The sequence below is a fragment of the Methanobacterium sp. BAmetb5 genome (assembly GCF_003491305.1).
In the GTDB taxonomy this organism is placed as follows: domain Archaea; phylum Methanobacteriota; class Methanobacteria; order Methanobacteriales; family Methanobacteriaceae; genus Methanobacterium.
In genome coordinates, this window is record NZ_CP022706.1 from 701,169 (window position 1) to 727,733 (window position 26,565).

At 41.8% G+C, this 26,565-nt stretch carries 23 protein-coding genes and 2 tRNA genes; 5 read left to right on the plus strand and 20 right to left on the minus strand.

Features of this window, described 5'->3' with window-relative positions; translation table 11 throughout:
• Window positions 1-177: 177 nt before the first annotated feature.
• From CIT02_RS03335 to CIT02_RS03345, 3 genes are all read right to left on the minus strand, one after another.
• On the minus strand, window positions 178-408 hold the full coding sequence (locus CIT02_RS03335) for a hypothetical protein (protein ID WP_292614003.1): 231 nt from the start codon (window positions 406-408) through the stop codon (window positions 178-180).
• A 6-nt stretch (window positions 409-414) separates the two neighbouring features.
• Complete coding sequence (locus CIT02_RS03340) at window positions 415-963, minus strand: DUF2953 domain-containing protein (RefSeq protein WP_292614005.1); 549 nt, start codon at window positions 961-963, stop codon at window positions 415-417.
• Window positions 964-1,088: 125 nt separating this feature from the next.
• Entirely contained in the window at window positions 1,089-1,526 is a 438-nt protein-coding gene (locus tag CIT02_RS03345; RefSeq protein ID WP_292614007.1) for a GerW family sporulation protein, read from the minus strand.
• Window positions 1,527-1,707: 181 nt separating this feature from the next.
• Here CIT02_RS03345 and CIT02_RS03350 point away from each other — a divergent pair.
• Together CIT02_RS03350 and CIT02_RS03355 are read left to right on the plus strand one after the other, a co-directional pair.
• A tRNA-Val gene (locus CIT02_RS03350) sits at window positions 1,708-1,779 on the plus strand.
• 4 nt (window positions 1,780-1,783) lie between these two features.
• Window positions 1,784-1,856 (plus strand) — tRNA-Phe (locus CIT02_RS03355).
• A gap of 269 nt (window positions 1,857-2,125) precedes the next feature.
• Here CIT02_RS03355 and CIT02_RS03360 read toward each other — a convergent pair.
• The 7 genes from CIT02_RS03360 to tes all read right to left on the minus strand — a co-directional run bounded on the left by CIT02_RS03360 (window position 2,126) and on the right by tes (window position 9,013).
• Window positions 2,126-2,458 carry a hypothetical protein gene (locus CIT02_RS03360; protein ID WP_292614009.1) on the minus strand — a complete coding sequence of 111 codons (333 nt, stop codon included), beginning with the start codon at window positions 2,456-2,458 and terminating at the stop codon, window positions 2,126-2,128.
• Window positions 2,459-2,690: 232 nt separating this feature from the next.
• A complete protein-coding gene (locus CIT02_RS03365) occupies window positions 2,691-3,968 on the minus strand; it encodes a tRNA (N(6)-L-threonylcarbamoyladenosine(37)-C(2))-methylthiotransferase (protein ID WP_292614011.1) in 1,278 nt (425 codons plus the stop codon).
• Between the two features lie 202 nt (window positions 3,969-4,170).
• A complete protein-coding gene (locus CIT02_RS03370) occupies window positions 4,171-4,824 on the minus strand; it encodes a protein-L-isoaspartate O-methyltransferase (RefSeq protein ID WP_292614013.1) in 654 nt (217 codons plus the stop codon).
• A 106-nt stretch (window positions 4,825-4,930) separates the two neighbouring features.
• On the minus strand, window positions 4,931-5,548 hold the full coding sequence (locus CIT02_RS03375) for an HVO_0476 family zinc finger protein (protein WP_292614015.1): 618 nt from the start codon (window positions 5,546-5,548) through the stop codon (window positions 4,931-4,933).
• Window positions 5,549-5,895: 347 nt separating this feature from the next.
• Window positions 5,896-6,387 carry a homoaconitase small subunit gene (gene hacB, locus CIT02_RS03380; RefSeq protein ID WP_292614017.1) on the minus strand — a complete coding sequence of 164 codons (492 nt, stop codon included), beginning with the start codon at window positions 6,385-6,387 and terminating at the stop codon, window positions 5,896-5,898.
• A 75-nt stretch (window positions 6,388-6,462) separates the two neighbouring features.
• Entirely contained in the window at window positions 6,463-7,452 is a 990-nt protein-coding gene (locus CIT02_RS03385) for a beta-ribofuranosylaminobenzene 5'-phosphate synthase (RefSeq protein WP_292614019.1), read from the minus strand.
• Window positions 7,453-7,537: 85 nt separating this feature from the next.
• Window positions 7,538-9,013 carry a tetraether lipid synthase Tes gene (gene tes / locus CIT02_RS03390; protein WP_292614021.1) on the minus strand — a complete coding sequence of 492 codons (1,476 nt, stop codon included), beginning with the start codon at window positions 9,011-9,013 and terminating at the stop codon, window positions 7,538-7,540.
• Window positions 9,014-9,146: 133 nt separating this feature from the next.
• Between tes and CIT02_RS03395 the strand changes: the two genes are divergently transcribed.
• On the plus strand, window positions 9,147-9,737 hold the full coding sequence (locus tag CIT02_RS03395; protein ID WP_292614023.1) for a CDP-2,3-bis-(O-geranylgeranyl)-sn-glycerol synthase: 591 nt from the start codon (window positions 9,147-9,149) through the stop codon (window positions 9,735-9,737).
• Between the two features lie 208 nt (window positions 9,738-9,945).
• Here CIT02_RS03395 and CIT02_RS03400 read toward each other — a convergent pair whose 3' ends face one another.
• The 7 genes from CIT02_RS03400 to truA all read right to left on the minus strand — a co-directional run bounded on the left by CIT02_RS03400 (window position 9,946) and on the right by truA (window position 18,558).
• Entirely contained in the window at window positions 9,946-10,629 is a 684-nt protein-coding gene (locus tag CIT02_RS03400) for a hypothetical protein (protein ID WP_292614025.1), read from the minus strand.
• 101 nt (window positions 10,630-10,730) lie between these two features.
• Window positions 10,731-11,759 carry a hydantoinase/oxoprolinase family protein gene (locus CIT02_RS03405; RefSeq protein WP_292614027.1) on the minus strand — a complete coding sequence of 343 codons (1,029 nt, stop codon included), beginning with the start codon at window positions 11,757-11,759 and terminating at the stop codon, window positions 10,731-10,733.
• Complete coding sequence (locus tag CIT02_RS03410) at window positions 11,756-12,769, minus strand: ATP-grasp domain-containing protein (RefSeq protein ID WP_292614028.1); 1,014 nt, start codon at window positions 12,767-12,769, stop codon at window positions 11,756-11,758. Before CIT02_RS03410 ends, CIT02_RS03405 begins: the two co-directional genes overlap by 4 nt.
• On the minus strand, window positions 12,766-14,067 hold the full coding sequence (locus CIT02_RS03415) for a nucleotide sugar dehydrogenase (protein ID WP_292614030.1): 1,302 nt from the start codon (window positions 14,065-14,067) through the stop codon (window positions 12,766-12,768). The genes CIT02_RS03410 and CIT02_RS03415 overlap by 4 nt, the downstream gene beginning before the upstream one ends.
• Window positions 14,068-14,493: 426 nt before the next feature.
• The gene (gene wecB, locus CIT02_RS03420) at window positions 14,494-15,816 is read right to left on the minus strand and encodes a non-hydrolyzing UDP-N-acetylglucosamine 2-epimerase (RefSeq protein ID WP_292614033.1); all 1,323 of its coding nucleotides are present in this window, start codon (window positions 15,814-15,816) and stop codon (window positions 14,494-14,496) included.
• A 324-nt stretch (window positions 15,817-16,140) separates the two neighbouring features.
• Entirely contained in the window at window positions 16,141-17,613 is a 1,473-nt protein-coding gene (locus CIT02_RS03425; protein ID WP_363124188.1) for a DUF460 domain-containing protein, read from the minus strand.
• 132 nt (window positions 17,614-17,745) lie between these two features.
• Window positions 17,746-18,558, minus strand: coding sequence for a tRNA pseudouridine(38-40) synthase TruA (gene truA / locus CIT02_RS03430; protein WP_292614035.1), 813 nt, complete (start codon window positions 18,556-18,558; stop codon window positions 17,746-17,748).
• Between the two features lie 243 nt (window positions 18,559-18,801).
• Here truA and hisA point away from each other — a divergent pair, with 243 nt between their 5' ends.
• Window positions 18,802-19,524, plus strand: a complete 723-nt coding sequence (hisA, locus tag CIT02_RS03435) for a 1-(5-phosphoribosyl)-5-[(5-phosphoribosylamino)methylideneamino]imidazole-4-carboxamide isomerase (RefSeq protein WP_292614037.1) — start codon at window positions 18,802-18,804, stop codon at window positions 19,522-19,524.
• Window positions 19,525-19,559: 35 nt separating this feature from the next.
• On the opposite strand, the gene CIT02_RS03440 is transcribed toward hisA, so the two are convergent.
• Together CIT02_RS03440 and CIT02_RS03445 are read right to left on the minus strand one after the other, a co-directional pair.
• Window positions 19,560-20,795: a putative PEP-binding protein gene (locus CIT02_RS03440; protein WP_292614039.1), complete on the minus strand. Its 1,236-nt coding sequence runs from the start codon at window positions 20,793-20,795 to the stop codon at window positions 19,560-19,562.
• Window positions 20,796-21,026: 231 nt separating this feature from the next.
• A complete protein-coding gene (locus CIT02_RS03445) occupies window positions 21,027-22,634 on the minus strand; it encodes an oligosaccharide flippase family protein (protein ID WP_292614041.1) in 1,608 nt (535 codons plus the stop codon).
• A 348-nt stretch (window positions 22,635-22,982) separates the two neighbouring features.
• Here CIT02_RS03445 and CIT02_RS03450 point away from each other — a divergent pair, with 348 nt between their 5' ends.
• Window positions 22,983-23,426 carry an FAD synthase gene (locus CIT02_RS03450; RefSeq protein WP_292614044.1) on the plus strand — a complete coding sequence of 148 codons (444 nt, stop codon included), beginning with the start codon at window positions 22,983-22,985 and terminating at the stop codon, window positions 23,424-23,426.
• Window positions 23,427-23,690: 264 nt separating this feature from the next.
• On the opposite strand, the gene CIT02_RS03455 is transcribed toward CIT02_RS03450, so the two are convergent.
• Window positions 23,691-26,156 (minus strand): pseudomurein-binding repeat-containing protein, encoded by a 2,466-nt coding sequence (locus tag CIT02_RS03455; protein WP_292614045.1) that lies wholly within the window; start codon window positions 26,154-26,156, stop codon window positions 23,691-23,693.
• Between the last annotated feature and the right edge of the window lie 409 nt (window positions 26,157-26,565).

A 26,565-nucleotide genomic window follows, 5' to 3' on the forward strand; every position in this document is an offset into this window, starting at 1 on the left:
TCCTAAAATGAATCAATTGGTTAATTAATTATTTATAAAAAGGAGCATAAATGATTTTCTTAAAAAAGCAGGAATGATTCCCTAAAAAGGTATTAAATTTTCCTAAAAATTTTATTCCTTATGTGTTGAAATGACGTCCGGATTAAACTTCCAGAACCCCCTTAAAATAAATTTGAGTCACAATGGTTTAACCATGGCCATATAAGTTTCCAATTCTTCGGGATCATCATATTCTTCCAGGGGAAAAATGTACTTCATTTCTCCTTCAACCACTACCACTGCCAGGGGAAATACTGAATAGAACTCTGAATCCTGATGTTTCCAGTGAAAGATCTTGATGATGGGATAAAAAACCCTTTCATCTATTTTTAATGATTTCCCAACCTTTATTTCCTGATTTAGCGTCATGTAACATCACTGGCGTACTTCTTTAATTAATTCCCGTACTGGTTTTTTGGTGTAAGCCCTTATGGCTTCAATCACTATCCCCCTGAGTCTTAGACTGATATCCATCTGGAAATTGCCATCCAGAACTCTCCTCTGGAAATCAGGGTTTATATTAAGATCAATCCTGGTAAGGACGTTTAGTGGATAGGTGAATGACCAGATATACCCGGTGAAGAGGGCCGTGTCTGCGGGACTTTCCATTCCCATGGTCATGTCCAGAGAAAACTTCTCAATTGTCACCGCATTATAAATAGAGGTCATTAAACGGTAAATATGAGGTAAAGATTCTTTAAATAATTTCAATATCTTTAAAATACGTTCTAAGGAAAATTTGTCTTTTTTTTCAGCCTTTTCTTCTTTTTCCTCTTTTTCCTCTTTTTCATCGGTTTTATCTTCCGGTATTTTCCTGGAAAAAAGGGGTATGCCCAAAAATCTTAAAGTGAACTTACCTTCAGTTTCATTTCCCTGTTTATTCAGATATAACGATAGTTTAAGGGGAATTAAAAGAAAAGACAATAAAATAAGCACCAAAATTAGTATTATGATGCTTATTATGGTGTATATCAAATTTAACCGCTCTCAGGTTAGTTAATAAAATTTTTTGTGGGGTTAATGCTAAAATCCTAACTATAGACTTTGTTTTAAGGTTTTTTTTCTTCAGTTTTGGCGGTGGCACCTTCAGTTTTTTTCTCTCCTTTTTTACCCTTGCCTAGTCCCATTTTTTTCCCTTCGGCCATGACATCAACTATGGCTGAACTGACTTCACCAATTGCCCGGGATAAGGGGTCTGGGTTTTTCAGAGGGAGCATTTTAACACCTTCAGGTCCGCTCAGACCCTTGAAGACCACAACCATGGCCACTGGTTCTATGCCTGCACCCCCAGCGGCAGCACCAAGGGAACCTCCTTCGTTGGAAGTACCTTTTTGATCACCAATCCCCGCTCCAAAGGCCATTCCCATGCGAGTAACAGGTATCATTACTTTGTCTTCACTTTCAATTACTTCGCCAATGACATTTTCTATGTTTAGAACTTTTCGAATTTCTTCTACTGTAGTTTTTATAGGATCCTGAATATCCATTATTTCACCCCTACTCTATTTTAGTATATTTTACTTGTATTAGTGTATCTTATTTATTGCTCCTGAGGCATATACATTTTTCTTTAGTAATAAAATATTAATTTCCGCTGTAGACTTTTTTTAGAACTTTAAACCAAAGAGGGGAAAAGGTTAAATAGTAACACGACAAATGTTTGAATGCGGGCCCGTGGTCTAGGGGTATGATACCTCCCTGACACGGAGGTGATCACGAGTTCGAATCTCGTCGGGCCCATCATGCCGTGGTAGTTCAGTTGGGAGAACGCCAGACTGAAGATCTGGATGTCGCTGGTTCAAGTCCGGCCCACGGCACTCCCTTTAATTATCTATTTCTCTTTTCAAAAACAATATCAATTTTTTAATTTTAATTATAAATAAATTTATATTCAATACTATTTTGATAAAATAATTAATTTTTAAGCCAATAATTAATCAGCGAAACCCTAATAGCTCAAAAAAGTGGATAAATTCCCAAAGAACAGGGTTTGGTTCGTTTTTCCCAGTATTGGCCTGTATTTCCCCATAAGGGCGGTGAATATATAAAAATCCAACTCCAGAAATCTATCGATAAATCCCTTTCATCAGATAAATAATCCCAAAAGGACTATTGAAACTAAAATAAAGGTTACACCGGCAAATATACCTACGGGTTTTAATTTTTCACGGGGACTAGTTCGGGATATATCTTTAGCAGAAGTTAATATCTGTCCACATTCACTACAAAATGCGCTGTTTATGGTATTTTCATTACCACAGTATTTACAGGTTATATTAGGGTACTGGAGTTCAAGTAATGTTTCTTCCTCCATTAAATAGAGTTTACCACCACAGTGACATAATTCAGAGTCATTGAGGGGTTCATCTTCCTCCAGGGTGTAGTACCCTCCACAATTTTCACATACTAAATACTTCATAAGTATCGAATTCTGTTTATTATAATGACATATAATGATTTGTTCTGGGGTTAAAAACCACGTTTATTATAAATAAAAAGAAATAAGGAACAAAAATGTAATTAACAGATAAAATCACCATTTAATTGATAATAATGGACAATGCTAATGATAATCCTTTAGTTAGACTAAATTTATAATCCAAAATAATAATGGGCATTAAGATGAATAACCATGGGGAAACACAGCGCCTTTAGTTCAGTATTCGCCCCTTCAGGTAGGTACTCTTGTACTGGGTTATTTCCACATCCTGGAAAGTCCCCAGTTGAGCTTCTTCAACCACTACTGTTTTATAGGAATTGGAACGTCCCAGGTAGCCACCTTTACTTCCTTTATCAGTTATGAGTATTTTTTGCCGGGTTTTTAGGAGTTTCTTATTTTTTTCTAAGGCGATCTCTGTTTTAAGATCATTTAAGGAACTGGAACGTTTTTTCATAGTGTGGTGGTCTATTTCCGGAAGTAAGGATGATTTGGTACCCGGCCGATGATGGTATTTGGAGATGTGCAGGAAGTCAGGACGGATTTCCTGGATGAGGTTCAGGGTGTCCTGAAAATCATCCTCATTCTCAGTAGGGTAGCCTACAATGATATCCGTTGCCAGGGACAGTGAAGGTATTTGTGATCTAAAATATCTTACAATTTCCAGGTATTCCTCTACAGTGTGTCCCCGGTTCATATCCGAGAGAACCTGATTACTACCACTCTGTACTGGAAGGTGGAGGAACTTGTAAACCTTTTCACTTCTTAAAGCATTGGCAATATCTCCCAAGTGTTCCTGAATGTTCCCGGGATGCATCATTCCCACTCTAATGCGAAAATCGCCCCCAATAGAGGCTATTTCATTAATTAAATCAGCTAAGGTTTCTCCGGTATCCTTACCAAAAGCGGCAGTGTCCTGGGCAGTGATCTGGATTTCCACACAACCTTCAGCTACGGCCTGTTCTGCTTCCTTCTTTAAAAGTGATATAGGGTAGCTCTGAAGTTTACCCCGTGCAAATCTGGTGCAGCAGTAACTGCATTTACCCAGACATCCCTCACAGATCTGGAGTATGTGTACCCGGGGATTAGACCGTTTTCGGGGAAGGCAGGTTTTAATATCACATCCTTGACCCTTTTCCCTTAAGACATTCCCCTTCATAGCTGCTTCCACTATTTCCGGAGTTGAATTGATCCGGCGCGCTCCGATCCATCCTGCTTCTGGTGCCAGTTTTTCCAGCTTCCGGGGATGGATGTCCACCATACACCCTGCAATTAGAAGTTTCTTTTCAGGGAACTGAGACTGTATCTTTTTAATATGATTAGTTATCTTCTGTTCCGTGGGTTGTTTAACGTAACAGGTGTTTATAATAATTACATCCGCATTTTCAGGGGATTTTACAATTATTCCGCCGTTTTCCTCCAGTAAACCAGCCATTATCTCTGAATCTGCCTGGTTAAAGGTACAACCAAAGGTTTCCATATAGATTTTCATGTTAATCCTGATTAATTTTTATCTGTGGTGTGATCTGTCAAAAATTTAATGTCCAGAAATTTAATTCTTTTATATTTTAACTAAATTTAATTTTACAGTATAATATTACCAAATTTATAGAAATTCCAAACTTATCTCCAGATAAATAGTAAAAACCAAAGTAAAAGCGTTAATGTTCTAGAATATCCTATTTTCACGTCTTTTAATCTTCAGGCCAGCCATGTTCCCCAATCATGGGGACAAAAACAACCCCTCCCAGGTTTTGGGTCTGGTATTCATCCTCTGAAATTCTGACCATTGATATCAAGTCCTGGAAGTAGTCAGAACCCATGGGTATAATCAGTTTTCCCCCAATTTTAAGTTGTTCTTTAAGGGGTTCGGGGATTTTTGGTGCACTGGCAGTCCCATAAATCCTATCGTAGGGGGCTTTTTCAGGGTATCCTCGAGTTCCATCCCCTTCAATGACCGTCACTACTTCGGAGTAGCCTGTTTTTTCAAGGTTCTCCCGGGCCTTTGCTGCCAGTTCCGGGATCCTTTCCACGGTGTAGATATGGCCTTTCCTGCCCACTACCTCTGCCACCACCGCTGCGTTGTATCCCCATCCCGTTCCAATCTCCAGGATGTTCATGTCCCCCTCCAGATCCAATCTCTCGGCAATGATCGCTACCATATGGGGTGCAGATATGGTCTGGCCTTTCCCTATGGGAAAGGGGCGATCAGCGTAGGCTTGATAAACACTACCCTGAGGCATGAATTGCTCTCTAGGAACTTTAAGCATAGCTTTTTTAACTTTTTGGCTTTTAATATATCCCTGATTAAAGAGTTTATCCACCAGTGTTTTTCTTTTATCCTTCAATTTACATCACCATTCCCTAATTTAAGTTACTCAGGAAACAGTCATATAATGGCAATTATGATGTCCTCTACTTCTTAATGAGGCTTATCTTTCTAAATTTAGGGCACTACTCTTCTTCCACTACTTCCACAATTTTGGAACTTAAATCATACTTGAATTTATCTTTACCATCGGCGGGTCTTCCGTAAATCCTTTTTATTTGGTCTGCGGTGGCTCTTCCCTTTCGGATCTTGGAGGTTATGGTTTTCATGGATTTTATACGGAAAACCGCCTTTCCCATTTTCACTACATCTCCCACATTAAACTGGAAATCCCTGTCCACTTCCACCTTCTTGGATAGTATCCAGCCATGGTTATCAATGGATATTCCCACCCTAGCTGGTCCAGTAAGGGATGTGGCCCAGATAGTTACCAGTTCTGAGACCGGGCTTTTGGAAACTCGGCCTCCCCTGACGTTTTCCAGGGAGGTGATCTCCGCTTCCTCACCATCCACCACCAGGACTTCACCAACTTCCAGAACTTCATCTGGATAGATTTTAATGGTTTTTTTAAGGGATTCTTCAAATTTACTGATGATCACCCGGCATTCCACCATCTTGGGAATGACCACTGTTTCTCGGTAGGTGTTTCCACATTCATTACACTTTAAAAGAACTTCTTTGGTATTTTTACCCTTAGTTTTAAGTATTTCATAAGATTCAGAGTCACAAACTGGACATTTCATTTTTTTCATCCTCACTTTTAAAAAAATAAGATCTAGTAAGATTTATTAGAATTTTTATGTTTTTTGAGCTTTATATATATAAATTTAAGATTATAGTTAGTAAGATTATCCTTTTAAAAATAACCTAAAAAATTTTAAAATAGGTTTAAATGGATTAACTACTTCAACACTGAATTATCTTTAATTAGGGCGAATATTTTTAATCTAATCTTTAATTAAGACACATATTGTTTAATCTCTAATTTGAGGCAAATATCGTTAATAAAGGCGAATTTTTTAATTTATTTTAATATAACTTGGAAAAGTGGAATTTTATCCGGAAAGTGGAATTTAGAAACAGGAATTATTTAAATATTTTTCTTCTTCAGGTGGTGTTTCACCAGCCCCCCATTTTTGAGTATTCCTAACATGAAATCATGGAAGGGTTGTATAGTATAACTTTTTCCCGTGCTTATATTCTGGATTGTTCCTTCTGCCAGGTTTATATTAAGTTCTTCCCCTTCTTCGGCATCCATATCCGCCACTATTACTGGTAGACCTACATTTATAGCATTGCGGTAGAATATACGTGCAAAGGATTTGGCAACAATGGCATCAACACCGGCGTGTTTTAAGGCCACCGGAGCCTGTTCCCGTGATGAACCACAACCGAAGTTCCAGCCGGCCACAATTACATCTCCCTGTTGCACATTTTTGGCAAATTCAGGGTTTTCACCTTCCATTACATGACTGGCTAGCTCATCTAGACTGAAGGTTCTCAAATATCTTCCCGGTATTATAACATCAGTGTCTATACTGTCCCGGAACTTCCAAACTTTACCCTTTATCTCTGTTTTCATGGTACCAAAATAAATTTGTTGTTTTACACAAAGTTAGACCTTCGATTAAACATAGGAATTCATATCATTAAATGATTAATACCTTTTAACCGCACCACTATTCTGAGCCCTAGTTTCAATTATATTGCCACCCACCTCCGCTAGGGCCTCCCGAGCAACACCCACTATATCTCGCGGACTGTCAGTAATGGCATAAATAGTGGGTCCAAAGGAGCTCATACCCACTCCCGGTGCACCGGCATCTCGGAGTAGCTGCATTATTTCCCCAATTACCGGGTTTTGCAGTTGATTCTCCACCTTCTTAAACCCAATACTCTGTATGCTGTTAATGGACTCCCCAAATCTATCCAGATCTTTTTCTAACACTGCGGGCATCATCTTCATCAAAAGAATATGTGAAAGTTGTTGCACCTCTTCTAAGGGTACCGGGCAGTGCTCCTGGAATATGTTAACCTCTGTTGGCCCGGAAACATTTTTTTCCACATGGGGGATGACCAGAACTACCTTCCAGTCCTGAGGAAAATCATACCTGGCCACAATGGGTGGAGGTGATGCGGTGGAGGCCGATGAAGGTAAAAAGCCTGGTTTTTCCCGTTGGTGGTGGCCGGCATCAACTATGAATCCACCTTTAGCAAATGATGCCACACCTATACCGGAGGTACCTCCTCTACCCACAATACTGGCGATCTGGGGTGCATCCAGTTGCTGTCCCGCTGAATCAGAGATGAGTTTACCTACGGCCAGGGATATTTGGGTGCCAGAACCCAATCCCGAATGAGATAGATAGGTTTCATGTACCGTGAAATCATATCCTCCCTCCAGATGGAAATAATCCATCATCCGCCGGGCTGAAGTTTTTATTTTATCCTCATCATCAGCCCTAACTTTAGCGGATAAGTTTTCAGGGTTTTTAAATTCTACGGAGATTTCACCACTATTCTCCTTCATTTCCAGAACTAGTCCAGGTTTTTCCAGTGTAAGGCCTACACCACCATCGATCCGGCCCAGTGAGCCGTTTAGATCAATAAGGGTTAAGTGCAGCCGGGAGGGAGTTTCGATTATCAATTCTGCTACCACTTTATTTTATTCAATTTTTGGGTATATATTAACCGTTGTTTGTCGAATTTGGCTTTTGATTGTTTTAATTTGGTTATTGTTTCAGTGGTTTGGCAAATTTCTTCTCAATCTCTGAGCGATAAATTGCATTCATGGAACAGAATGGGATTATACGTCCATCAGGGACTGCATAATGGATCACACACCTTTTAACCCTGTCTTGGTCAAAGTTCCATGGATCCATGAAGTGCATACATGATATGAGTAGGGTTTTATGGTGGAAATCTCCCAGAGCACTGTATGATCTTTCTTTGAAAACTTTGGTTAATATTCCCGTTAAATCCAGTGATTCTGGCTTTTTATCCCGGTCAATGGTTTTGGGAAGTTCCATGGTCGCTCGGCTTAAAACCTTGGCTTTGCCAATAATGCCTCCGTCTTTTATATCATCACTGCTGCGGGAGAGAAGATCGAAAAAGCGATCCACATCCACAAATCTGGTTATGGGTATGACTTCATCCCCATCAATGAAAATATAGGTGGCCGCACCACAGTGGGGGTGACAGGTAATGGCTATCTGTTCTTCACCTTCAATGGCTTCCACAAAGTCGGTGACTGGTATGACCGAAGATGCTGGGTAGAAATCATTACAGCCTATTTTACCCTCAGTCTGTTCTTCCACCAGTTTCTGGAATTTTGGTATGGTTATTCTCTGTTTTTCCACTTCATCGGCCGGTGTTCGGCCGGCAAATGATACTGGCTGGAAATTCACTCCGCGGATGATATCCAGGTTGTCAATGGCGAATTGTATTATGTCCCCTACCTGGTCATCGTTGATTCCCTTAACCAGGGTGGGCACCAGGACAATTCCCAGATCTGCTTTACGGCAGTTTTCAATGGCTTCCAATTTGGTGGGTAACAGGTTACGCCCCCGGGCAGAAATGTATGGTTCTTCAGTTACTCCGTCAAACTGGAGATAAACTGTGTTTAGGGATGCGTCCTTAAGTTTTTGAGCCAGTTCAGGATCTTTAGCCAGTTTGATTCCATTGGTGGCTATTTGAGTGTGGCTGAATCCTTCTTCTTTGGCCAGTTTGACTAGTTCCACTAAATCCTTTCGTACCGTGGGCTCTCCACCAGCATACTGTATGGCTGGAGTGGAAACTGGTTGGTTGGCACGGAGATTCCGCAACATCTGCCTGATTTCTTCATAACTAGGTTCATATAAAGATTTAGAAACAGCTGCATTAGCAAAACAAATTGGACAACGAAGATTACAACGATTAGTAACATCAATAAGGCCTAGTATGGTTTGACTTTCATGTTCAGCGCAGAGACCGCAGTTTTGAGGGCATTCACCTTCTATGGTGGTTCGAGGGTTTGAAATTCCTTCTCCCGGGTGATCATAGTTAGCGGCAAAACTGTAAGCTTCTGAACCTTGCCAGTAAGTATTCTCAAATTCACCGTGCTCCGGGCACGTTTTCTTTATCATTATTTTTTCCTGGTCTTCAAAGACTTCTGCATCCACCACTCGAAGACATTCAGGACACAGGCTTTTCGTTTTCTTTATGACCATTATCTCACCTATTTAGTATTAATTTTCAGGTTATAGTTAACTATTATCCTAACAAACATCGGGTTTTGCCAACCAGCATAGTATTTATGGTTGAGCACATAACTATTATCTTGTTTTAAATCGGAGGTAAACTATGGACCCGAGTATTTTCAGTGTTTTGATTTTATCGGCTTATGCTATATATTTTATGTTGCCGGCTTATCTAGCCAACGCCAGCGCCCTTACCTTTGGGGGAGGAACACCTCTGGATCTGGGCCGATCCATGAATGACGGCCGCAGGATACTGGGAGATGGTGTCACCTGGAAGGGAACCATTATTGGTATTTTAATTGGGATGGCAGTAGGTCTTGTCCAGGGTGCTATTTCCGGTAATATAGTGCATGATCTGCTGATAATAGGAGATCCAGGTATAGCTAATCTTGTTCAAGGAACTATAACCATCAACGCAGTACAGGGCATATTATTAGGCCTTGTATTGGGCAGTGGCGCCGTTATAGGGGACGCTTGTGGTAGTTTTATTAAGAGAAGATTTAAAGTGGAACGGGGAAGGCCAGTACCACTGATGGATCAGTTAGATTTTGTGGTAGGCGCCCTGGTATTCGCATCTTTAGTAGTAATAATTCCCTTAAGTTTAATCATCATAATACTTGTGATAAGCGTCTTTTTACATTTAGGAACTAATATAATTGCTTATTTGCTGGGTTTAAAGAATGTTTGGTATTGATTACTGTCACACTGTTTGATAGAGATTCTAATATTGATTGAATCCATTTTTATGAGGATATAGTAGTGTAATATAATAATCTACCTGCAAATAATTCTAACTCCACCATAAATCCCCCCTTCTTTTTTTAAAAGATTTTCTAAAATATGGAATTCTAAAATATAAATCTTTCTCTTGGAGATTTTTAATTTTTGAATCTAGGATAATATTAATTTGTGGCCTGGAGAACTTTGGAACTTGTACTGAACAGTTTATAGGTCATTATGCCTGCTTCCAGTTGGGTGTTCCATTCCGGAATTTCTAAGACAAACACCGGATATCCGGCATTGGTTAAGGGCCGATCTATCTGGGATATGGAAGTGCTTTTCTCCCGGGTGTTGGTTGATCCCGGGTAGTAGTTGAATTCAGGAAGTAACTGGTGCACTGCTTCGGCCAGGGACACTGATTTATCATCATGGGTAGGGGTGGCTATGTAATATCCCTCACCATAACCCCGTTCATGATCATGGCCAATGACCACCAGCCGGTAATCTGATTTTTTGATATCGGGAAGGGCATAACGCTCAACCAGATCCTGTCCATTACTTCGACCCTCATAGAAATCCTGTGGTTGGTCAGTTACGGTCACGTGATAATCTACTATTTCCACATTGTTTAGCAGGGCGAAGACCTTAATCACCTGGGGCACCAAGTTAGTGGAAAGGTTTTCCCGGGGGTGCATACCAGTGATCACCGCAATTTTCACCGTAGAGTTACCGTAATGAGAATAAACATCTTTAGTAACATATCCCTGTTCATCAGTCCCCAGGATGGAGTGTTGGCCAGAATTAAGGAAGAAATAACCCGCGGCTAATACCAATATTACAACCACAAGTAGTGAACTCTTCTTCATAGAATCATAATCCTCATAAATTGCAATTTCAAATCCATTACCAATGGAATACAGTTGATAATAATTATCTGTAATGACACTATTTACTTCTTATAGGGATATTATTTACCCGATTCGGTAAATTGGTGCATGAGAAGGGCGGTTCCCACTGCAGGGGCCACCACACAATCTTCGGTGGTGAGGATATCCTCCATGGTACGCACGGGTAATCCTAATAGTTCCGCAGCTTGGCGTCCAATAACATTCATTCCCAGACCAGTGGTAATTACCATTTCCAGGTTTTCTCTTTGGTGGACCTGTTCCAGTGCTTCCGCCACCTGTTCCACCTGTTTCTGGTGGATGTACCTGGCCATCTGGATCACGTCATCCTCACTCAAAAGATCCAGATCTCCACAAACCACCCGGGATAACCTTAACAGTGAATCTTCCCGGGAGTTACCACTCCCATCGGGGGTTTCCGAGGTGTAATCCTCCGGGGTGATGTTTCCCAGAACCAGATGCACATCAGCGGTCACGGCGAATAGTTCTGAGGCAGTGCGCACCCATTCATCCTTTAATTGAACTTTATCCACAATGGTGGCCACATTGGTACGGAGGGTTCCGGTATATACCAATTCCCCGGTGGCCAGCCTCTGGAGATCGGTTCTCCCCTTAGCACATTCAGTTCCATTTTTAATGGGAATTATGTCCGTAGTTGTACTCCCGGTGTCGATAAAAATGCAATCTGGCACCATGTATGCCGCCAGTGGAGCAGTAGCAATCCAGTTAGCTGCGGCCAGTTCTAAAGGCTCCTTCAAAACTGTTTCATAATTCACCATACCCTGCAAACTCACAAAGGCAACTGGAAGGTTAAAGGTGTCCATTACCATTCTACTGATGTCCCGGACTCCTTCACTCTTGTTCTGATAGCTATCCGCAAGTTCAGCAGTCATAGAAACACCAACTGCATCAATATCACCTATATCATCGCCTAAAAGCTCCAGGAGGGTTAGAGAAAGTTCATCCTTCCGGGACCACATGGGCAGATAGCGAAAATCCGTTTCAATACCGGTGATATTGCCCTTTTCATCAAAGTCAACCACCGCTAAGTCAGTATTGGCTCCTCCAATATCAAATCCCGCAATCTTCAATTAATCACCTTTAGATGGAGACGGTTATCTTTTTTCTGAATTTCTATCTCTCTTTCCAGTACGAATTTGCTGGGAATTTCCCCGTGGACTACGGCATTTACTATGGCTTCTCCCAGATTGAAGTTCAGCATGTTGCGCAGGGCAACATAGGGGGTGGTTAGTCGGGAGTTAACTTCCACCAGATGCACTTCCTCTTCACCCAGGATCAGGTCTACACCTACATATCCCTTCAAACCATTTATCGATTCCACTGTAGTTTTAGCAACAGCTATAGCTTCATTCTCCATAGGGTGAGATAGGGGAACTTTTCCCCCATTATAATCGATTATGCCATCCTGGTGACTGATGTTCTGCTGGTTTAAGCTGAGTGGTAGGGCTTCTTTGCCATTGCTGATAAGACTCACACTGGCACTGGTTCCTTCCACATAATCCTGCATCAGGAAATAAGGGAGACTGCTTACTGCCCTTACCCGTGTTGCAGCATCCTTAAATGACGTTTCTGAATCCACTACTTGCACTGCTGAACAGGAAACTCCGTCGGCGGGTTTAACCACTTTGTTCTGGGAAATATTCCGGGCATGAAGTTCAACCTCATCCCAGGGGATTCTATAGGTGGGTATGGTGGGAACCTTGTCTTTAAGGAAGTTATAGGTAAGATATTTATCCGAACAAATACGGACCGCATCAGAATCTGACCCTATAACTCTAACACCGTTTTTTTCAATTAGCCGGGTTAATCCACACAGGATAAAATCTTCTTCAGGTGCTACCGGCAGGCAGTAATCAAAATTTGAGACATTAGCCGATATCCAATCCTCAACAGTTTCTCCTATTATTATTGGTTGGCATTGGCTGCCTTCAATGGCATCGATGTGTTTAGAGATCAGATAACTGGCAGGAATACATTCCAGGTCACAGGTAAGACCGCGAAGCATTGCCTTGCCTTCTGCAGTTAAAGCAGGGTCCTTAATCCCCATTGCACTGGCATACTCGAATACTAAGAGGTTCAAGATCTTCCCACTCCTTTAAATATCACACCATTCTTCTGGAAGGTTTCTTTATCCAGAATGGGCCGGGTGCATATTATTAAACGGTTTTTAATCATTTCGGGTTTAATATCCCGGTAAAGATCATGGTCAGTTACCAGGACCACACAATCGGTATCCAGGGCCGTGTCCATATCCACCGGTTGCACCCCCCATGGTTTGATTATTTCGGGAGATACATAGGGGTCGTTAACAACCACTTCCGCGCCCCGGTTTAATAATTGCTCAATTAAAGGTTTGGCCGGCGTTTCCCGGGCATCGGCAACATTTCCCTTGTAAGCAACACCCAAAACTCCGATTTTAGATCCCTGAATAGTTTTACCCACATCTTCAAGGGCTTCCTGGGCGATTCTGACAACTTCACTGGGCATTTCCTCATTAACCTGCCGGGAAGTCTTTATGAGAGGTGTCTCCCTCCCCCTTTGCCGGGCGATTTCCACCAGGAAGTAGGGATCTATGGATAGGCAGTGTCCTCCCACACCGGGTCCCGGGGTGTGTATGTTCACCCGGGGGTGGTGGTTGGCGGCCCGGATGGCTTCAATAACATCCACACCTAAAGTATCACAAATTAAGGCTAATTCATTGGCCAGGGCTATATTGGTATCCCGGTAGGTATTTTCCATAAGTTTAACCATTTCAGCCGTCACCAGGTCCTGTACCATTATGATTTCTCCCTCAGTGATTCTTTGGTAGAGTGAAGCTGCCCTTCTGGTACTCTCAGAGTCTATGCCCCCTATTACCCGGGCATTATGGGTCATTTCAAATATGGTATTGTTGGGGAGGGCCCTTTCTGGAGTGTAAGCTACTTTAAAATCTTTCCCGGCTTTAAGGCCACTTTTTTCCAGTATAGGAATAACTATATTCTCACAAGTACCTGGAGGTACTGTGCTTTCAATTATAACCAGATCTCCTTCCTTTAAACCTTCCATAATTGATTGGGATGCAGATATGACTGCCGAGAGGTCAGATTCTTTATGTTCATCCACGGGGGTGGGAACGATGATCATTATGGTGCGAACCTCTTTCATTGCACTCAGAGAGTCCGTAGTGGCAGACAAACAGTTATTTTCCACTGTTTCCTTTACCATCTCCTCCAGACCGGGTTCCATAATTGGAGATTGGCCGGAATTAACCATTTCGACGGTTTTGTTGTTAATATCGATTCCCACTACTTTAAGGCCACTCTTCGCCAGTAATGCGGCGGTGGGTAGTCCCATGTGACCTAAACCGAATATTGCTATGGGTGATTTTTCTTCAATCATTGATTAATCCCCTGTAAATGGTTTTTTTATTTGTTAGATTAAGTGATAAGTTGTATTTTACTGGCCAGTTATTACCAGTCTCTACTTTTTTTAATGGAATTTTAGGTATTTCACTTCCATCGTTATGGTTTCCACAGGTAGTAACTAATTAACGAATCAGGACCAGTTTAAACCTTTAATAAGGATATAATGGTTTTATAATTCTTCGAGCTTTCATGACTCGCTTAAAAGCCCCAATAAATCAATTAAATTTATTTAATTAATGGAAAACTACTTTACCCTGAAAAATTCATGCAAATTCTAATATCCTTACAGATCATTGATGATCTTCTTATATTATTTAGGGTAATGGTGATCTTCTTATATATTCGGGGTAATTATATGTATTGTTTTCCCTGAAATAGTTAAAAAAAGTGGAAAAGATAATTAAAACTCATCCGACGAAAAATGGGTGACCACCAATGTTTTACCATTTAACTGGAGGTTTGAAGAAGGGAATACTGGTTTATCTTTATCAAACACCATATTTATTACATTATTGGGGTTTTGTTCTTCAAACTCGGTCACAGTTATCTTTTCCGTTACTTGGAGTAACTCTTTAACCCGCGTGCTGGCAACTTGTTCCGGGGGTTTAATTTCCAGTTTGCCCTGAGCATAGGCGTTTAGGATGGCATCAACAATCTGTTTTGAGGCTGTACCGTCTCCATAGGGGTTGGGTGCTTCTTTCATGCCCCGATACAGGTCTTGATCTTCCAATATTTTAGACACACTTGCCAGTATCTTTTCTGTATGGGAACCCACCAGAATGTTACCCCCGGCTTCCACAGTTTCGGGACGTTCGGTGTTGTACCTGAGAGTGAGACAGGGCACATCCAGGGTGATGGCTTCCTCTTGAATTCCACCGGAATCAGTCATCAGTAATTTGGAATTGGATTCCAGGATCAGGAAGTCCAGATAACCAATAGGCTTGATCATCTTAATGTGGGGGGCCTTTTCCAGTAAGGAGTACATTCCAAAGTTTTTTAAGGTTTTCACTGTACGGGGGTGTACGGGGAAAACAATGGTAAGACCCTGAATCTTGAGTAGAGCTTCCACTATGTTCTCCAACCTTTGCCGGTCATCAACGTTCTCCGCACGGTGTAAGGTTAAGGAAAGGAGGTCTCCTTCCAGTTCCAGCTGGGACATGATCCGGGAGTTTTTTGCCGCGATTTTGAGGTTTCGGTAACAGGCATCCACCACAGTGTTGCCGGTGATGAATATGTCTTTCCGGTTTATTCCCTCGAATAAGAGATTCAGGGCAGTTTCTTCGGTGGGTACAAAGAAAAGGCTGGTGCAGACATCGGCTACCATACGATTTATCTCTTCAGGCATGGTTTTATCATAGGAACGTAAACCTGCTTCAACATGCCCCACTGGTATGTGTAATTTGGCTGCCACCATGGCTCCGGCTAAAACTGCATTGGTATCACCCTGAACCAGGACTATATCCGGTTTTTCATTAACCAAAACTTCTTCAATGCCCTCCATCATTACTGCAGTCTGTTTTCCATGGGATTCTGAACCAACTCCAATGTTGTAATCTGGTTCCCGGAGTTCCAGGTCCAGGAAAAACTGCTGGGACATCTCATAGTCGTAGTGTTGACCCGTGTGTATGAGAATATAATCTAAGTCCCTTTTATCCACTTCGTCAATTAGAGGGGACATTTTAATAATTTCAGGCCGTGTGCCTATTATAAATGCTATCTTCATCTAAATCCACCAATCATCAGGCAATTAACATATTTATCCAGTTCAATTAAGTTTATCCAGTTTTATCAGTTTAATGAATATAGATGAGATTTAATTCATTAATAAAGATTCCACCGAATTTCATGAAAAATATCAGGAATTACCAAAACTTAACGAACCCCTGACATTGCCAATTGCGTGTCCTGTGGTTTTTACAGGTTATATTCTATAAAAAATATCGGGAAAAAAACAGGAATAAATGAGATAAAAAAATTATAATGATAAAATAATGATTCTTGAATTCTTGATTTCCCTCCAAAAAAAGTTTTATATCGTGCCAAATTACTAAAGATTGTTGGTTGATCGTTTTCTCTGGGCACGGTAGTCATCCATTATCTTTAAAAGTTTATTCCGGTCTTCTCTTTTCTTTTCTTCTTCCTGGTTCTTTTTCCACTTGGAAATTTCCCTTTCCAGATCCCGGGAGCGGATCACGGCAAAATCTTCGGCCATTTCCAGGTCCACTGCATCACGTTCTATTAGGGGAACCATATTCTTTTCAAATTCCTCCCGGGCCTGATGTGACATTTTATCGGTGGTTAAAACTGCCTTTACCCCTATATCAACCAGTAATGATGCAGTTTGAGAACCTCCCCCTTCTGAACTTTTTAAAAGTACCACATCGTCCTTTTTGATGTTCCAAGAAGTGGTGGCTTCCCTTATGGAATCCCTGGAGAATGATTTTATGATTTTAACCGGTGTTGCTTCCCGGGAAAGTTCCATGGCCCTTATACGCTTTATGGACCCCAGTTGAACCTCTAATTCCTCTCTCAACACTTTTTCCCTGTTGTATTTCTCCTGGATCCCCTTGATAATAGAGTTTTTAGTGGTGATTTCCCGTTGTTGCATTATATTCTGGGAGTACTGGTACTGTAATCTTTCAATTTTATTTTCCAGCTGGGATAGTTCTTGCTGGTACTTGTGGATATCCTCACTTAACCGGTTATTTTTCTTTTTTAAATTCATTATCTGTTTTTTTTGAAATTTTATCTTGTTTCGTAACTCCATAACCAGGTTAGGAATATGGTCTATTCCAGAATCCTTGGAATTTCCTGGAAACTCCCCTTTATTTTCCATCCCCAATATTGTCGATTTTTTTCCGGGCTCCAGTTCACCGGGTTTTAATTTTTCCAGGGTGGCATTGATGGCTTTGGTAATGGGAACTTCATTTATAACCATTACCTTCACATTATCAACCAGTTCTAAGGGTAATTCCAGTTCTATTGCCTTTTTTTCTATTTGTTCCAGTTTTTTCTGGTAATTTTTGTATCCCTGGATTGCCGCAGCCAGTGCATCCCTTTCATGAGCATTTTGAGGTGCCAAAACCGGTGCTGTGTCCCGGGATCGGCGTGATCTATCCCCATAAACATAGTCATCCACCATCTCGTTTTTGGCATTAACCGCCAGATCCCGGTACGGCGCGTATATCCTCGAATTAAGAGCTGTGGCCATCTTTTTAACCATTTTAGGTGGTTGATGAACATCAGTAGCAATTAAAACTGTTCTACCAAAACTAATGATGTGTTTGGTTATTTCTGCACGGGAAACTTCCTTAAAACTGTCCACGCCTAATATATGTCCCCTCAGATCAAGAATAGCCACACCAACGGTCATTCCGGGATCAAGGCCTACAATGATCCCTCTCTGACTTTTCGGGTTGATGGGCTGGCCATTGGCGTCTAAAATAAGTTTTTGTTTAAAATTATGAGGGTATCGGTGAACCAGAAGATTTCCTCCTTTCCATTCATTAGTCTGGAAAATTCACTCCCAATGGATATAGTTTATATCTTTTGTTACTATTTATTGTTTCCCTTGCCCTTCACTCAGATTAGGGAGGGGCGTGTTAAATTTAGTTGAGGTTTTAAAAAAATTATAATTAATGTATGAAACTTTTCATTCTCTACCTAAAGCGAGTATCATCTCTTTTGTGGCGGCAACCATCTTTTGATGATTAAAACATTCGTTATTCAGGGTTTGAATAAAGCGGGACCGGGCATAGTTATCCTCTTTAAACTCCATCCCCCGGTAGGAAACATCCATTAATATAAGGCTTTCCGGGGCCAGGGGTGTTATTGCTGCCGGTTGACTGGGATCAAGGAACCTTTGAACATCTTCCACTTCCAGTTCTCCTTTTCCCACACTCAGGAGGACAGCCACCATCTTGCGGACCATGTTCCACAGGAAACTCTCACCCACCACATCCACCAGGTAAACCTGGCCATGGGGTGTTATCTGAACGCTGTCCACGGTTCGCAGGGGGTTTCGTTCGCTTCTCCTGGAGAAATTACCATAATTATGGGTTCCTTCCATTAAATGGGCTGCTTCCTGCATTTTTCCCACAGCCCAAGTATCTTTCACTTCCCGGCACAGGACATAGCGGTAGTGGCGTTTATAGGCGTATCGTGCCTTGAATTCAGGAGGAACCCAACTGGATCCTAAAATACGTATGTCCTGAGGGAGGATATCATTTATTTGGTTTATTATAGGGTCCTTTTCCGTGTTAAAAGAGACCACATTCCCCAGGGCATGAACCCCGCGGTCTGTGCGCCCGGCAAGGGAGTAATTAGATTGTCCGAAATTTTTTATGGCTCCTGATTCTTCCAGGGCACTTAGAAGTTCGCCTTCCACTGTGCGCAGGTTTGGTTGTCTCTGGAATCCATAAAAATCCGTTCCAAGATAAGCAATTTTTAAGGCCACCCTAATCATAGCATCTTACTCCCCATTACTGGTTGGAAATCATCCCGGGCTAACATGAAAATTTTTTTTAATATTATCTAAAGGCTTTTGAATATTTGTAAGAGAGTTTATTATTAAGGATAATTAATTTTAAGGATAAATAATTATTCTTCCATCACTATATGTTTACATCGGTATTTATCCCATTAACGTATATACCCTGTAAAGAGGAGGGATGATTACAATTAATAACTAACTAAAAAGGTGATTTTCATGTTTATTATGCCGGCAGTGGATATTAAAAATGGTAAATGCGTGCAGTTGGTTCAGGGAAAACCAGGAACAGAACAGATTGTGCTGGAAAATCCTGCAAAAGTTGCTAAAGGATGGGAAGACCGGGGCGCCAGTGTATTGCATGTTATTGACCTCGGTGGGGCTCTGGAAGAAGGGGGAAATATTCCAGTGGTGGAGGATATCCTCAAAAAGGTTTCCATACCGGTTCAGATGGGTGGAGGAATCCGTAGCATTGAAGATGCCACCCATTTACTGAACATGGGCGTGGACCGGGTGATCCTTGGAACCCTGGCCATTCAGGAGCCGGAAGCTGTGGAAACCCTGTCCCAGGAATTTGGAAGTCAAAGGATCATGGTGGCTCTGGATAGCAAGGACTCCCAGGTAGTGGTACGGGGATGGACGGAAAAAACCAACCAGACTGCCCCAGAACTGGGAAAAACCATGGAAGAAAAGGGTGCAGGAGGAATACTATTCACCAACGTGGACCACGAAGGGCTTCTGGGAGGGTTTAAAGTTGAACCTCTCCTGGAACTACTGGAATCAGTTAATATTCCCGTGGTTTACTCTGGCGGTGTGAGTACCCTGGAAGATGTGGCCCTTTTAAGCCAGACTGACTGCTACGGAGTGGTAATTGGTTCAGCACTCTACAAAGGCACCCTGAATTTTGAAAAGGCACTTGATTATCAAAAAATAGGATTATGAAAATGAATTTTTAAGTCTTTTTGGTGTCTGATCCCCTAGGCCAGTTCCCTTTGTATTAAAGTCCTTTCAGCGATATCCACCACTTTTCGGATTTTAAGAATCTGATCCGGATTGGTGGATATGGAAGTGATACCGGTCTTCACCAGCCAACTTACAATGTCTGGATCTGAACCCGCATATCCACAGATACAGCTTTCAATCCCCTGTTGATTGCAGGTTTCGATAACTGTTTTTATCATGGTCAAAACTGAAGGGTGGGTTAAGTTGAAGTGTTTGGCCACCCTGACCCCCCTGCGGTCAACCGCCAGAGAACACATGGCCATATCACTCATCCCCAGGGTTGCAAAGTCCATTCCATCCTTTATAAACTCTTCCAGGGTGAACACTGCCGAGGGGGTTTCGATTGATGCCCCCACTGGCAGATCACGGTGGGGTTTGAGTCCCACTTCCTTCATGACTTTTTTAGCCTCCTGGTATTCAGAAACATCACGCACCAGGGGTATTTTAACTCCCAGATTATCATACCCCTCCTCAATGAGTTCCATTATGGCTTTAAATTCTGCCTTCAGGATTTCAGGATTTTTCAGGTCCTTGTGAATACCCCTCAGGCCCATTAAAGGATTTTTTTCCGCAGGTTCCCGGGTGCCCCCTTCCAGGCGTTTCAACTCGTCAGTGGGTATGTCAAAGGTGCGGAACCATACTGGTTTGAGGCAGAATGCATCAGCTATCAAACGGACGGCATCAGCAATAACTTGGACTAATTTTCCCTCTTCAAGGAGTATTTGGGGGTGTTTTCCCGTGCGGATGATACTGTTTTCAATGCGTATGGATCCCACACCATCAGCCAGGGGCGCCACCTTCCAGGCGATTTCCGGGACATTTAAGTTGACTTTGATGTTAGTGGCCGGGAGATAAATCTGTGAAGTATCCTTTTTCCCCTCTCTCTCCATGAACCCCTGGTATATATTGCCGGTGTTGCCGTCTACCGTTACTATGGTGTTTTCCTGGAGTTTTTCCGTTCCGTTACCGGTTCCCACCACACAGGGTACCTTCATCTCCCGGAGAACAATGGCCACATGGCTGGTTAGGCCACCATAATCCGTGACCACTCCTCCCGCCCGGTGAAGATAGGATAGCATGTCCCGTGATGCTCGGGATATCACTACTATTTCTCCCCCCACGAGTTTCAGGAGGTCCTCATCCCTTTCTATCTTTCTAACCTGCCCCACACCCACGTAAGGGCCGGTTCCAATGCCCCTCACCACGATCATAAATAATATTTTGTCAATGATCAGGGAAATAATTTGGGATATTTATGTATTAAAGGGAAATTAGAGGATTAAAGACCGTGGAAAAATGTATTTGCTAATTTAATAAGATATAAGGTGAGTAAAATAAGTTTTATCCAAAATAAAAAAAAGTTAGAAAAATAGGTGAGGGGATTATTTTTAATCAACCCGCTCCTGATTTTATGATAACCCAGTTCAATGGGATAACCCAGTTTAATGGGCGAACCTTTCTATATAGGAAATAATTCTATCTAATTTACCTTTTAGTGGTCCGGTTCTGCTACTTAATTTTCGAAGAGCGTTTATATCACTTTTTTTGAGTCCTCCCACCAGTATTAGAGCCACCACGTAAACCAGAGCCGCCAGTACCATGACCAAAGCAAAGGCCAAATACTTGGAAAAGAAAGTAATGTAACTCGAAGGCACTGCACCGGAAATTGCCGGACTGATTAAGAGGTTTTGAGGTATTAACAGTAAGACTGCCCCCATTATTCCTGCGGCCAGGACTATTCTACCCAGATCTTTATATTCCAGTTTTACATCCGCCACCTGAAGGGTTTTCCAGACTATGGTAATCATTATGAACAGGGCCGTGATTGCTGTGGCCGCAGCAGCACCGGTTATTCCGTAAATAGGCACTAAATACATACTCAAAGCCACGTCCAATATAACTCCTGCCACTAAAATAACCATGGGGAGGTAGGGTTTTCCCAATCCCTGAGCTATACTGGAAGAAACCGTGTAGATAGTGAAAAATAACATTCCCACCGATAATATCTGTAAAGCCATGGCCCCATTCATGTAAGCAGAATTAACGTAAAGTAATTTCATTATGGGGGTGGCGAAGATAAAGGTCCCCACACACATGGGAACCACCAACAGACTGACGTAGCGATAGGACTGGTTTACATAGCTTTTAAGTACGTGGCGGTTTTCCAATCCCATAGCTTCGGCTGTGGCAGGTAACACGGCAGTGGCCACTGCCATGGAAATTATTAGGGGTAAACGGGCCACTGGAGTGGCTGCGCCGTAAAAACCCAGCTGTTCACTGGCCAGATAGGCCCCGACAATGAAGTTTCCAATGGCATCGAATAAAGCAGTTTCCGCCAGCCCGGTTATCAGAACAGGGAAGGCAAAAATAATAAGCACCTTAGCCAGGGATAATTCCTGTTTCAGGGTAAAGGACAGTTTCACATTTTTTAGACGTTTCCCCAGTCCCCTGCGGTACAGGTAGTATCCTGCTAGGGCGGAAAAAAGGAACCCGATAGCAGTACCGATAACCGCTCCGGCCACATAGAATCCCACCAGAATCAGGATGATGGCACTGCTGATCATGAATATCTGCTCAAAAGCCTTGGTGATGACAATGTTCCCCATCTGGAAAATACCCTGGAAGGCACCACGGAAAACACCCACGATCACACTGAAGGGGGTGATCAGGGCCACCAGCTTCAGGGGAAGAGCAGCTTCTGGTTTATGGAAATAGAGATTGGCCAGTGGATCAGCCATTAAAAAGATCACCAAACTGAAGAACAATCCCAGAACAATCACGATTTTTAGGGAAGTGTGAATTACCTGTTTCACCATTTCTTCATTGCCTTTGGCAGAATACTCGGAAACGTGTTTGGCAATGGCGGGTGGCATTCCCCCCGACGCTATTTGTATTAGTATACTCTGTGTGGGGAGGGCTAAATTAAGTATCCCGAAACCTGCAGGCCCTAAAAGGTATGCAGTGGCAAAGCGATAAAGGTAGCCCCCAACACGGAAGATGAAGTACCCAATCAGCATGATCAGGCTTCCTCTAGCAATTTTTGAACTCATGATAATTACCAAAGATGCGATTTTTACAATAAATGTTCCCTGGACTTATTTTATCTATTACTCCGGAGATTATTTTTTTTATCTTAAGGATTCAATTCACTAATTCTTTATTTATAAAACTAACGTTTATTAAACCCAACCATGGACTGATATTTTTATGGTGGTTACCTTCCCCCCTGTTTGTGTGCTGGAAAATTTTTTAAGTGATAGATTTTTATCTTGAAAAAAAGATCAATAAATTGACTAAAGACAGATTAACTATGGGCGAATTTACTCTATTTGAGAAGTTAATTTAACAAATAACATATTAAAATAATTTTTACAAGAGGTGTAACTATTAAAACTGTAATGGCTACTGGAACATTTGACTTAATACATCCAGGTCATGGATTTTACCTGGAAGAAGCAAAGAAACTGGGAGGTGAAGGTGCTCGCCTGGTGGTGGTGATTGCCCGGGAGTCCACGGTTCGTGCCCGGAAAAGGGTGCCTATTGTCCCGGAAAAACAGCGCCTGGAAGTGGTTCAGATGCTGAAGATGGTTGATGAAGCAGTTCTGGGTAGTGAAACCGACATGTTCAGTACGGTCCTCAAAATTAAACCAGATATCATTGCCATCGGCCCGGACCAGAACTTTGACCTGGAACATCTAAGGGAAGAACTCAAAAAAAGAGGTATTGCCGCGGAAGTGGTTAAGGTGAAGGGTTACCACCGCTCCACCCTGGATAGTTCCTGTAAGATCATCAAGAAAATTAAAGAGTCTGATTTTCCCCCAGGTAGTTTTAAACACTGTTAATTACTTTTTTCGCCTGAATTAGATGGTTAGGTTTTGAAAATGGAATTTGCTGATGCGGATAGGGGGATAATAAGATTATGGCCTCCACACTACAAAATCCCCTATTTTAATTTTTAGGGATCTGACAGGATTATATTTTAGGATATTTAGGTTTTTTATTTTTTTAGGAATGTTAGGATTTTTATTTTTAGGATGCCAGGATTTTTATATCTAACTTACCTAGCTACCGCTAAGGGGAATAAAAAAAGAAAAAAAAGAATGTGTTTAAAATGGCAGCGAAGCATAGGTGCCTTTATAAGTCCACGTGTTGGTATTCCAGTTGTTGATTACTCCTAGCGTATTTCTGGAGCTAGTAGCATCCGCATTGTACCATTGTCCGTTCACATATATTTGAGTGAATACATGACCATACCAATTACCACTACTGGTGAAATAACAGTATCCATGCACGTATCTTGCCGGTAATCCAGCTGCTCTTGAAAGGGCCACGACTAGATGTGAATGATCACAGCAATTTGCACTTCCAGAAGTGAGGGTTCCCACCGCTCCTTTCTGGGAGTCGTAGTAATATGAATAGTTTATGTTGTCTCTCACCCAGTTAAAGATGAGTGTGGCCTTTTGATAGCTGGATGTTGCACCAGAGGTTATGCTCTGGGCCAGGGCAATTATACGGGGATCGTTAACCTCGCATTTGGTAGTTGCCTGCAGGTACTGTTTAAGTTCTGCTGGTACAGAGGGTTCCGTAGCCACTACGCTACTCCATGATTTCATGGTGGCATAGTTGGGTAGGTACTGGTTTTGTCCGTAGAATGCAACCACTCTACTGTAAAGGTAGAGCAGTGATTCGAATCGTAACTTTCCCAGGGATGTTGAACCGTAATTGGGTGCTATACCATTGGAATCCATGAAGGATTTTACACGGTTAGCCAGGTCAACATACTCAGTTTTATCCAAGTTTCCACTGGTCATTTGTTCTAGAGGACTTGATGCTACCGAAACACTGGGTAAAGATATCAGGCTGGTGATGCCACTATTTAGTTGAGATGTGCATGTGCTGAGTAAATACAGGAACTGAGGCATGGAAACTTGTAATGATCCTATTTGTACATAATTGGGGAGAACATGATAAGTTTCCACAAAGCTTTTAACTCTTCCTGCTGCATCAACGATTTCCGCAATGGTATATGTATTTGATCCAGTATTTGGTGAAGTACCAATGGAGTTCCATGGTTTCATTATTGCGAAGTGAGCCTTGTTTCCACTGGTATTGTAGTAGTCAAGGATCATGCTGTACATATACACCATGTTTTCAAACCTAAGATAGGTTCCTAAACTGGTTTGATATGCGAAGTCCGGCGTTTTACCACTACTATCCATGTAGTTTTTAACATCATGGGCTATCTTGAGATATTCTACCATGAGAATATTACCAGCCCTAATGTTTTCAATAGGATTAGTAGGTGCGCTGAAAGTCCCCAATGGTATGGAATCAGTAACTCCATTATTGATTTGTATGGTTGCAGTTACCAAAAGCTCCAAAAACTGATGAATAGTCACTTTAGTTGAACCAACTAAAACACTATCCGGCAGCCTTCCATTAGATTCCACATAACTTCTCACAACACTTGCACTAGCCTTTATCTGATCAACAGTAAAGGTTGTACCCGGATTAATCTGATCAAAGAAATCCTTGTCTAACCAACCATATCTGAAAAGCGCAAATCCTGATGCTCCTCCAGATAGTGCAGATTTTATATCTTGGTTAATTTCTTCAACAGATAGAGCTACTAAGTTGCTGTCACTCTTGTAAGTCTGTAAACCAACAACTACCGGTTTGGTGGAGTGGTTTACGATGTAAGCCGTGGCGGAAGTTATCCAATCATTGTCTTCTTTGTAGTTTCCCTCATAGACCATGGGGACCAGGAAGTCCAGGTAATTTGATAACTGTTCATAATCCTGCCCATAGTAATATGCGTTGGCTGCTCCTTCAGGCATTAGTGCTGCTGAGACTGCAACTTTTGCCTTTATGGATTTTACAGTGGTGTATACTCTCTGGACGAAGCCGGTTATGGCTTCAGTGCCTCCGGAGTATTGGTAGGCTGTTCCGGGATAGCGGACATAGTCCAGGTGGATTCCCGCTATGTTGTAGTTAGTTGTGATATCTGTTATTGTATTTACCAGTGCATCGGTGGTTTTACTGTCTTTAGGATCAACCCAATCCCCGTTTGCATCTACAAAACAGGTTATCCAGGCATGGATCCGTATTTCTGTACCTTGTAGTTTGTTTATTATGGTCGTCAGGACGCTTTGATATGTGGGATTTGATATGCGGTTTGCTTTAACGAATACATCCGTTATTCCGGCTGTTAATAATTCGTTGACATTGACGTTGTTTACGTCATCCACATTTAACCATATTCCGTGGACATTTGTATAGGTTCCATCTGATGCTGCCGCAGAGTTATTCTGAATGGTGTCTGTTTGATTACTGTTATCGGATGAACTATTTTGGGTGTTGTTGGATGTGTCTGATGTCTGGTTTTCTTGTTGACTAATAAATGTATCATTAACCACCGCAGTGGTTGTATTTTGAATAGTGGTTGAGTTTGTGGTGTTTTCTACTATTTCACTGACATTGGTTGTGTTCGTGAAATTTTCTGAAATTGACTGGTTTGGGGTGGCATAGTTAATACCAGGGGCTAGCATTGATGCTACAAGTAATAGTAGCACAGCTAGCAACCATTGTTGCTTCAGTATTATGCCCCCTCAATGTACTGCGTGTCAGTTGAACACAGATAGAGGTTCCTGACACAATAAGATCGGCCTTTTGTGCATATAAATCTTTTCATTTATTTTTGGCAAAGAAACCCTTAAATGGGGCTTTTTTGGATTTAAAAGCCTTAGAATTGGAATTTGTGATGGGGAGTCCTAGTCATGATCCTCCATTTGGGACACCCACCCCTTCTCTAAGCCACCGGGTGATGTGCCTTAAGATCTGAGTCTGCTGTTGCCCCATAACAATATTCCCCTTCCCCGGCCAGATTTGAGACAATATTCAGAGACTAGAAAAGTAAAAATGTTAATTATTAATGTTAAAGGGGAGTTAAAGAAATATTAAGCCTATAAATTAGTTTAAATC

Bases quoted from the DNA above. Each gene is read 5' to 3' on its own strand.
- CIT02_RS03365 (WP_292614011.1), bottom strand. From the start codon at position 3,968: ATGAAAATCTATATGGAAACCTTTGGTTGTACCTTTAACCAGGCAGAT.
- tes (WP_292614021.1), bottom strand. From the start codon at position 9,013: ATGGTCATAAAGAAAACGAAAAGCCTGTGTCCTGAATGTCTTCGAGTG.
- CIT02_RS03440 (WP_292614039.1), bottom strand. From the start codon at position 20,795: ATGATCGTGGTGAGGGGCATTGGAACCGGCCCTTACGTGGGTGTGGGG.
- CIT02_RS03395 (WP_292614023.1), top strand. From the start codon at position 9,147: ATGGACCCGAGTATTTTCAGTGTTTTGATTTTATCGGCTTATGCTATA.
- hisA (WP_292614037.1), top strand. From the start codon at position 18,802: ATGTTTATTATGCCGGCAGTGGATATTAAAAATGGTAAATGCGTGCAG.
- CIT02_RS03335 (WP_292614003.1), bottom strand. From the start codon at position 408: ATGACGCTAAATCAGGAAATAAAGGTTGGGAAATCATTAAAAATAGAT.
- truA (WP_292614035.1), bottom strand. From the start codon at position 18,558: ATGATTAGGGTGGCCTTAAAAATTGCTTATCTTGGAACGGATTTTTAT.
- CIT02_RS03360 (WP_292614009.1), bottom strand. From the start codon at position 2,458: ATGAAGTATTTAGTATGTGAAAATTGTGGAGGGTACTACACCCTGGAG.
- CIT02_RS03400 (WP_292614025.1), bottom strand. From the start codon at position 10,629: ATGAAGAAGAGTTCACTACTTGTGGTTGTAATATTGGTATTAGCCGCG.
- CIT02_RS03415 (WP_292614030.1), bottom strand. From the start codon at position 14,067: ATGATTGAAGAAAAATCACCCATAGCAATATTCGGTTTAGGTCACATG.
- hacB (WP_292614017.1), bottom strand. From the start codon at position 6,387: ATGAAAACAGAGATAAAGGGTAAAGTTTGGAAGTTCCGGGACAGTATA.
- CIT02_RS03445 (WP_292614041.1), bottom strand. From the start codon at position 22,634: ATGAGTTCAAAAATTGCTAGAGGAAGCCTGATCATGCTGATTGGGTAC.
- wecB (WP_292614033.1), bottom strand. From the start codon at position 15,816: ATGAAGATAGCATTTATAATAGGCACACGGCCTGAAATTATTAAAATG.
- CIT02_RS03375 (WP_292614015.1), bottom strand. From the start codon at position 5,548: ATGAAATGTCCAGTTTGTGACTCTGAATCTTATGAAATACTTAAAACT.
- CIT02_RS03345 (WP_292614007.1), bottom strand. From the start codon at position 1,526: ATGGATATTCAGGATCCTATAAAAACTACAGTAGAAGAAATTCGAAAA.
- CIT02_RS03450 (WP_292614044.1), top strand. From the start codon at position 22,983: ATGGCTACTGGAACATTTGACTTAATACATCCAGGTCATGGATTTTAC.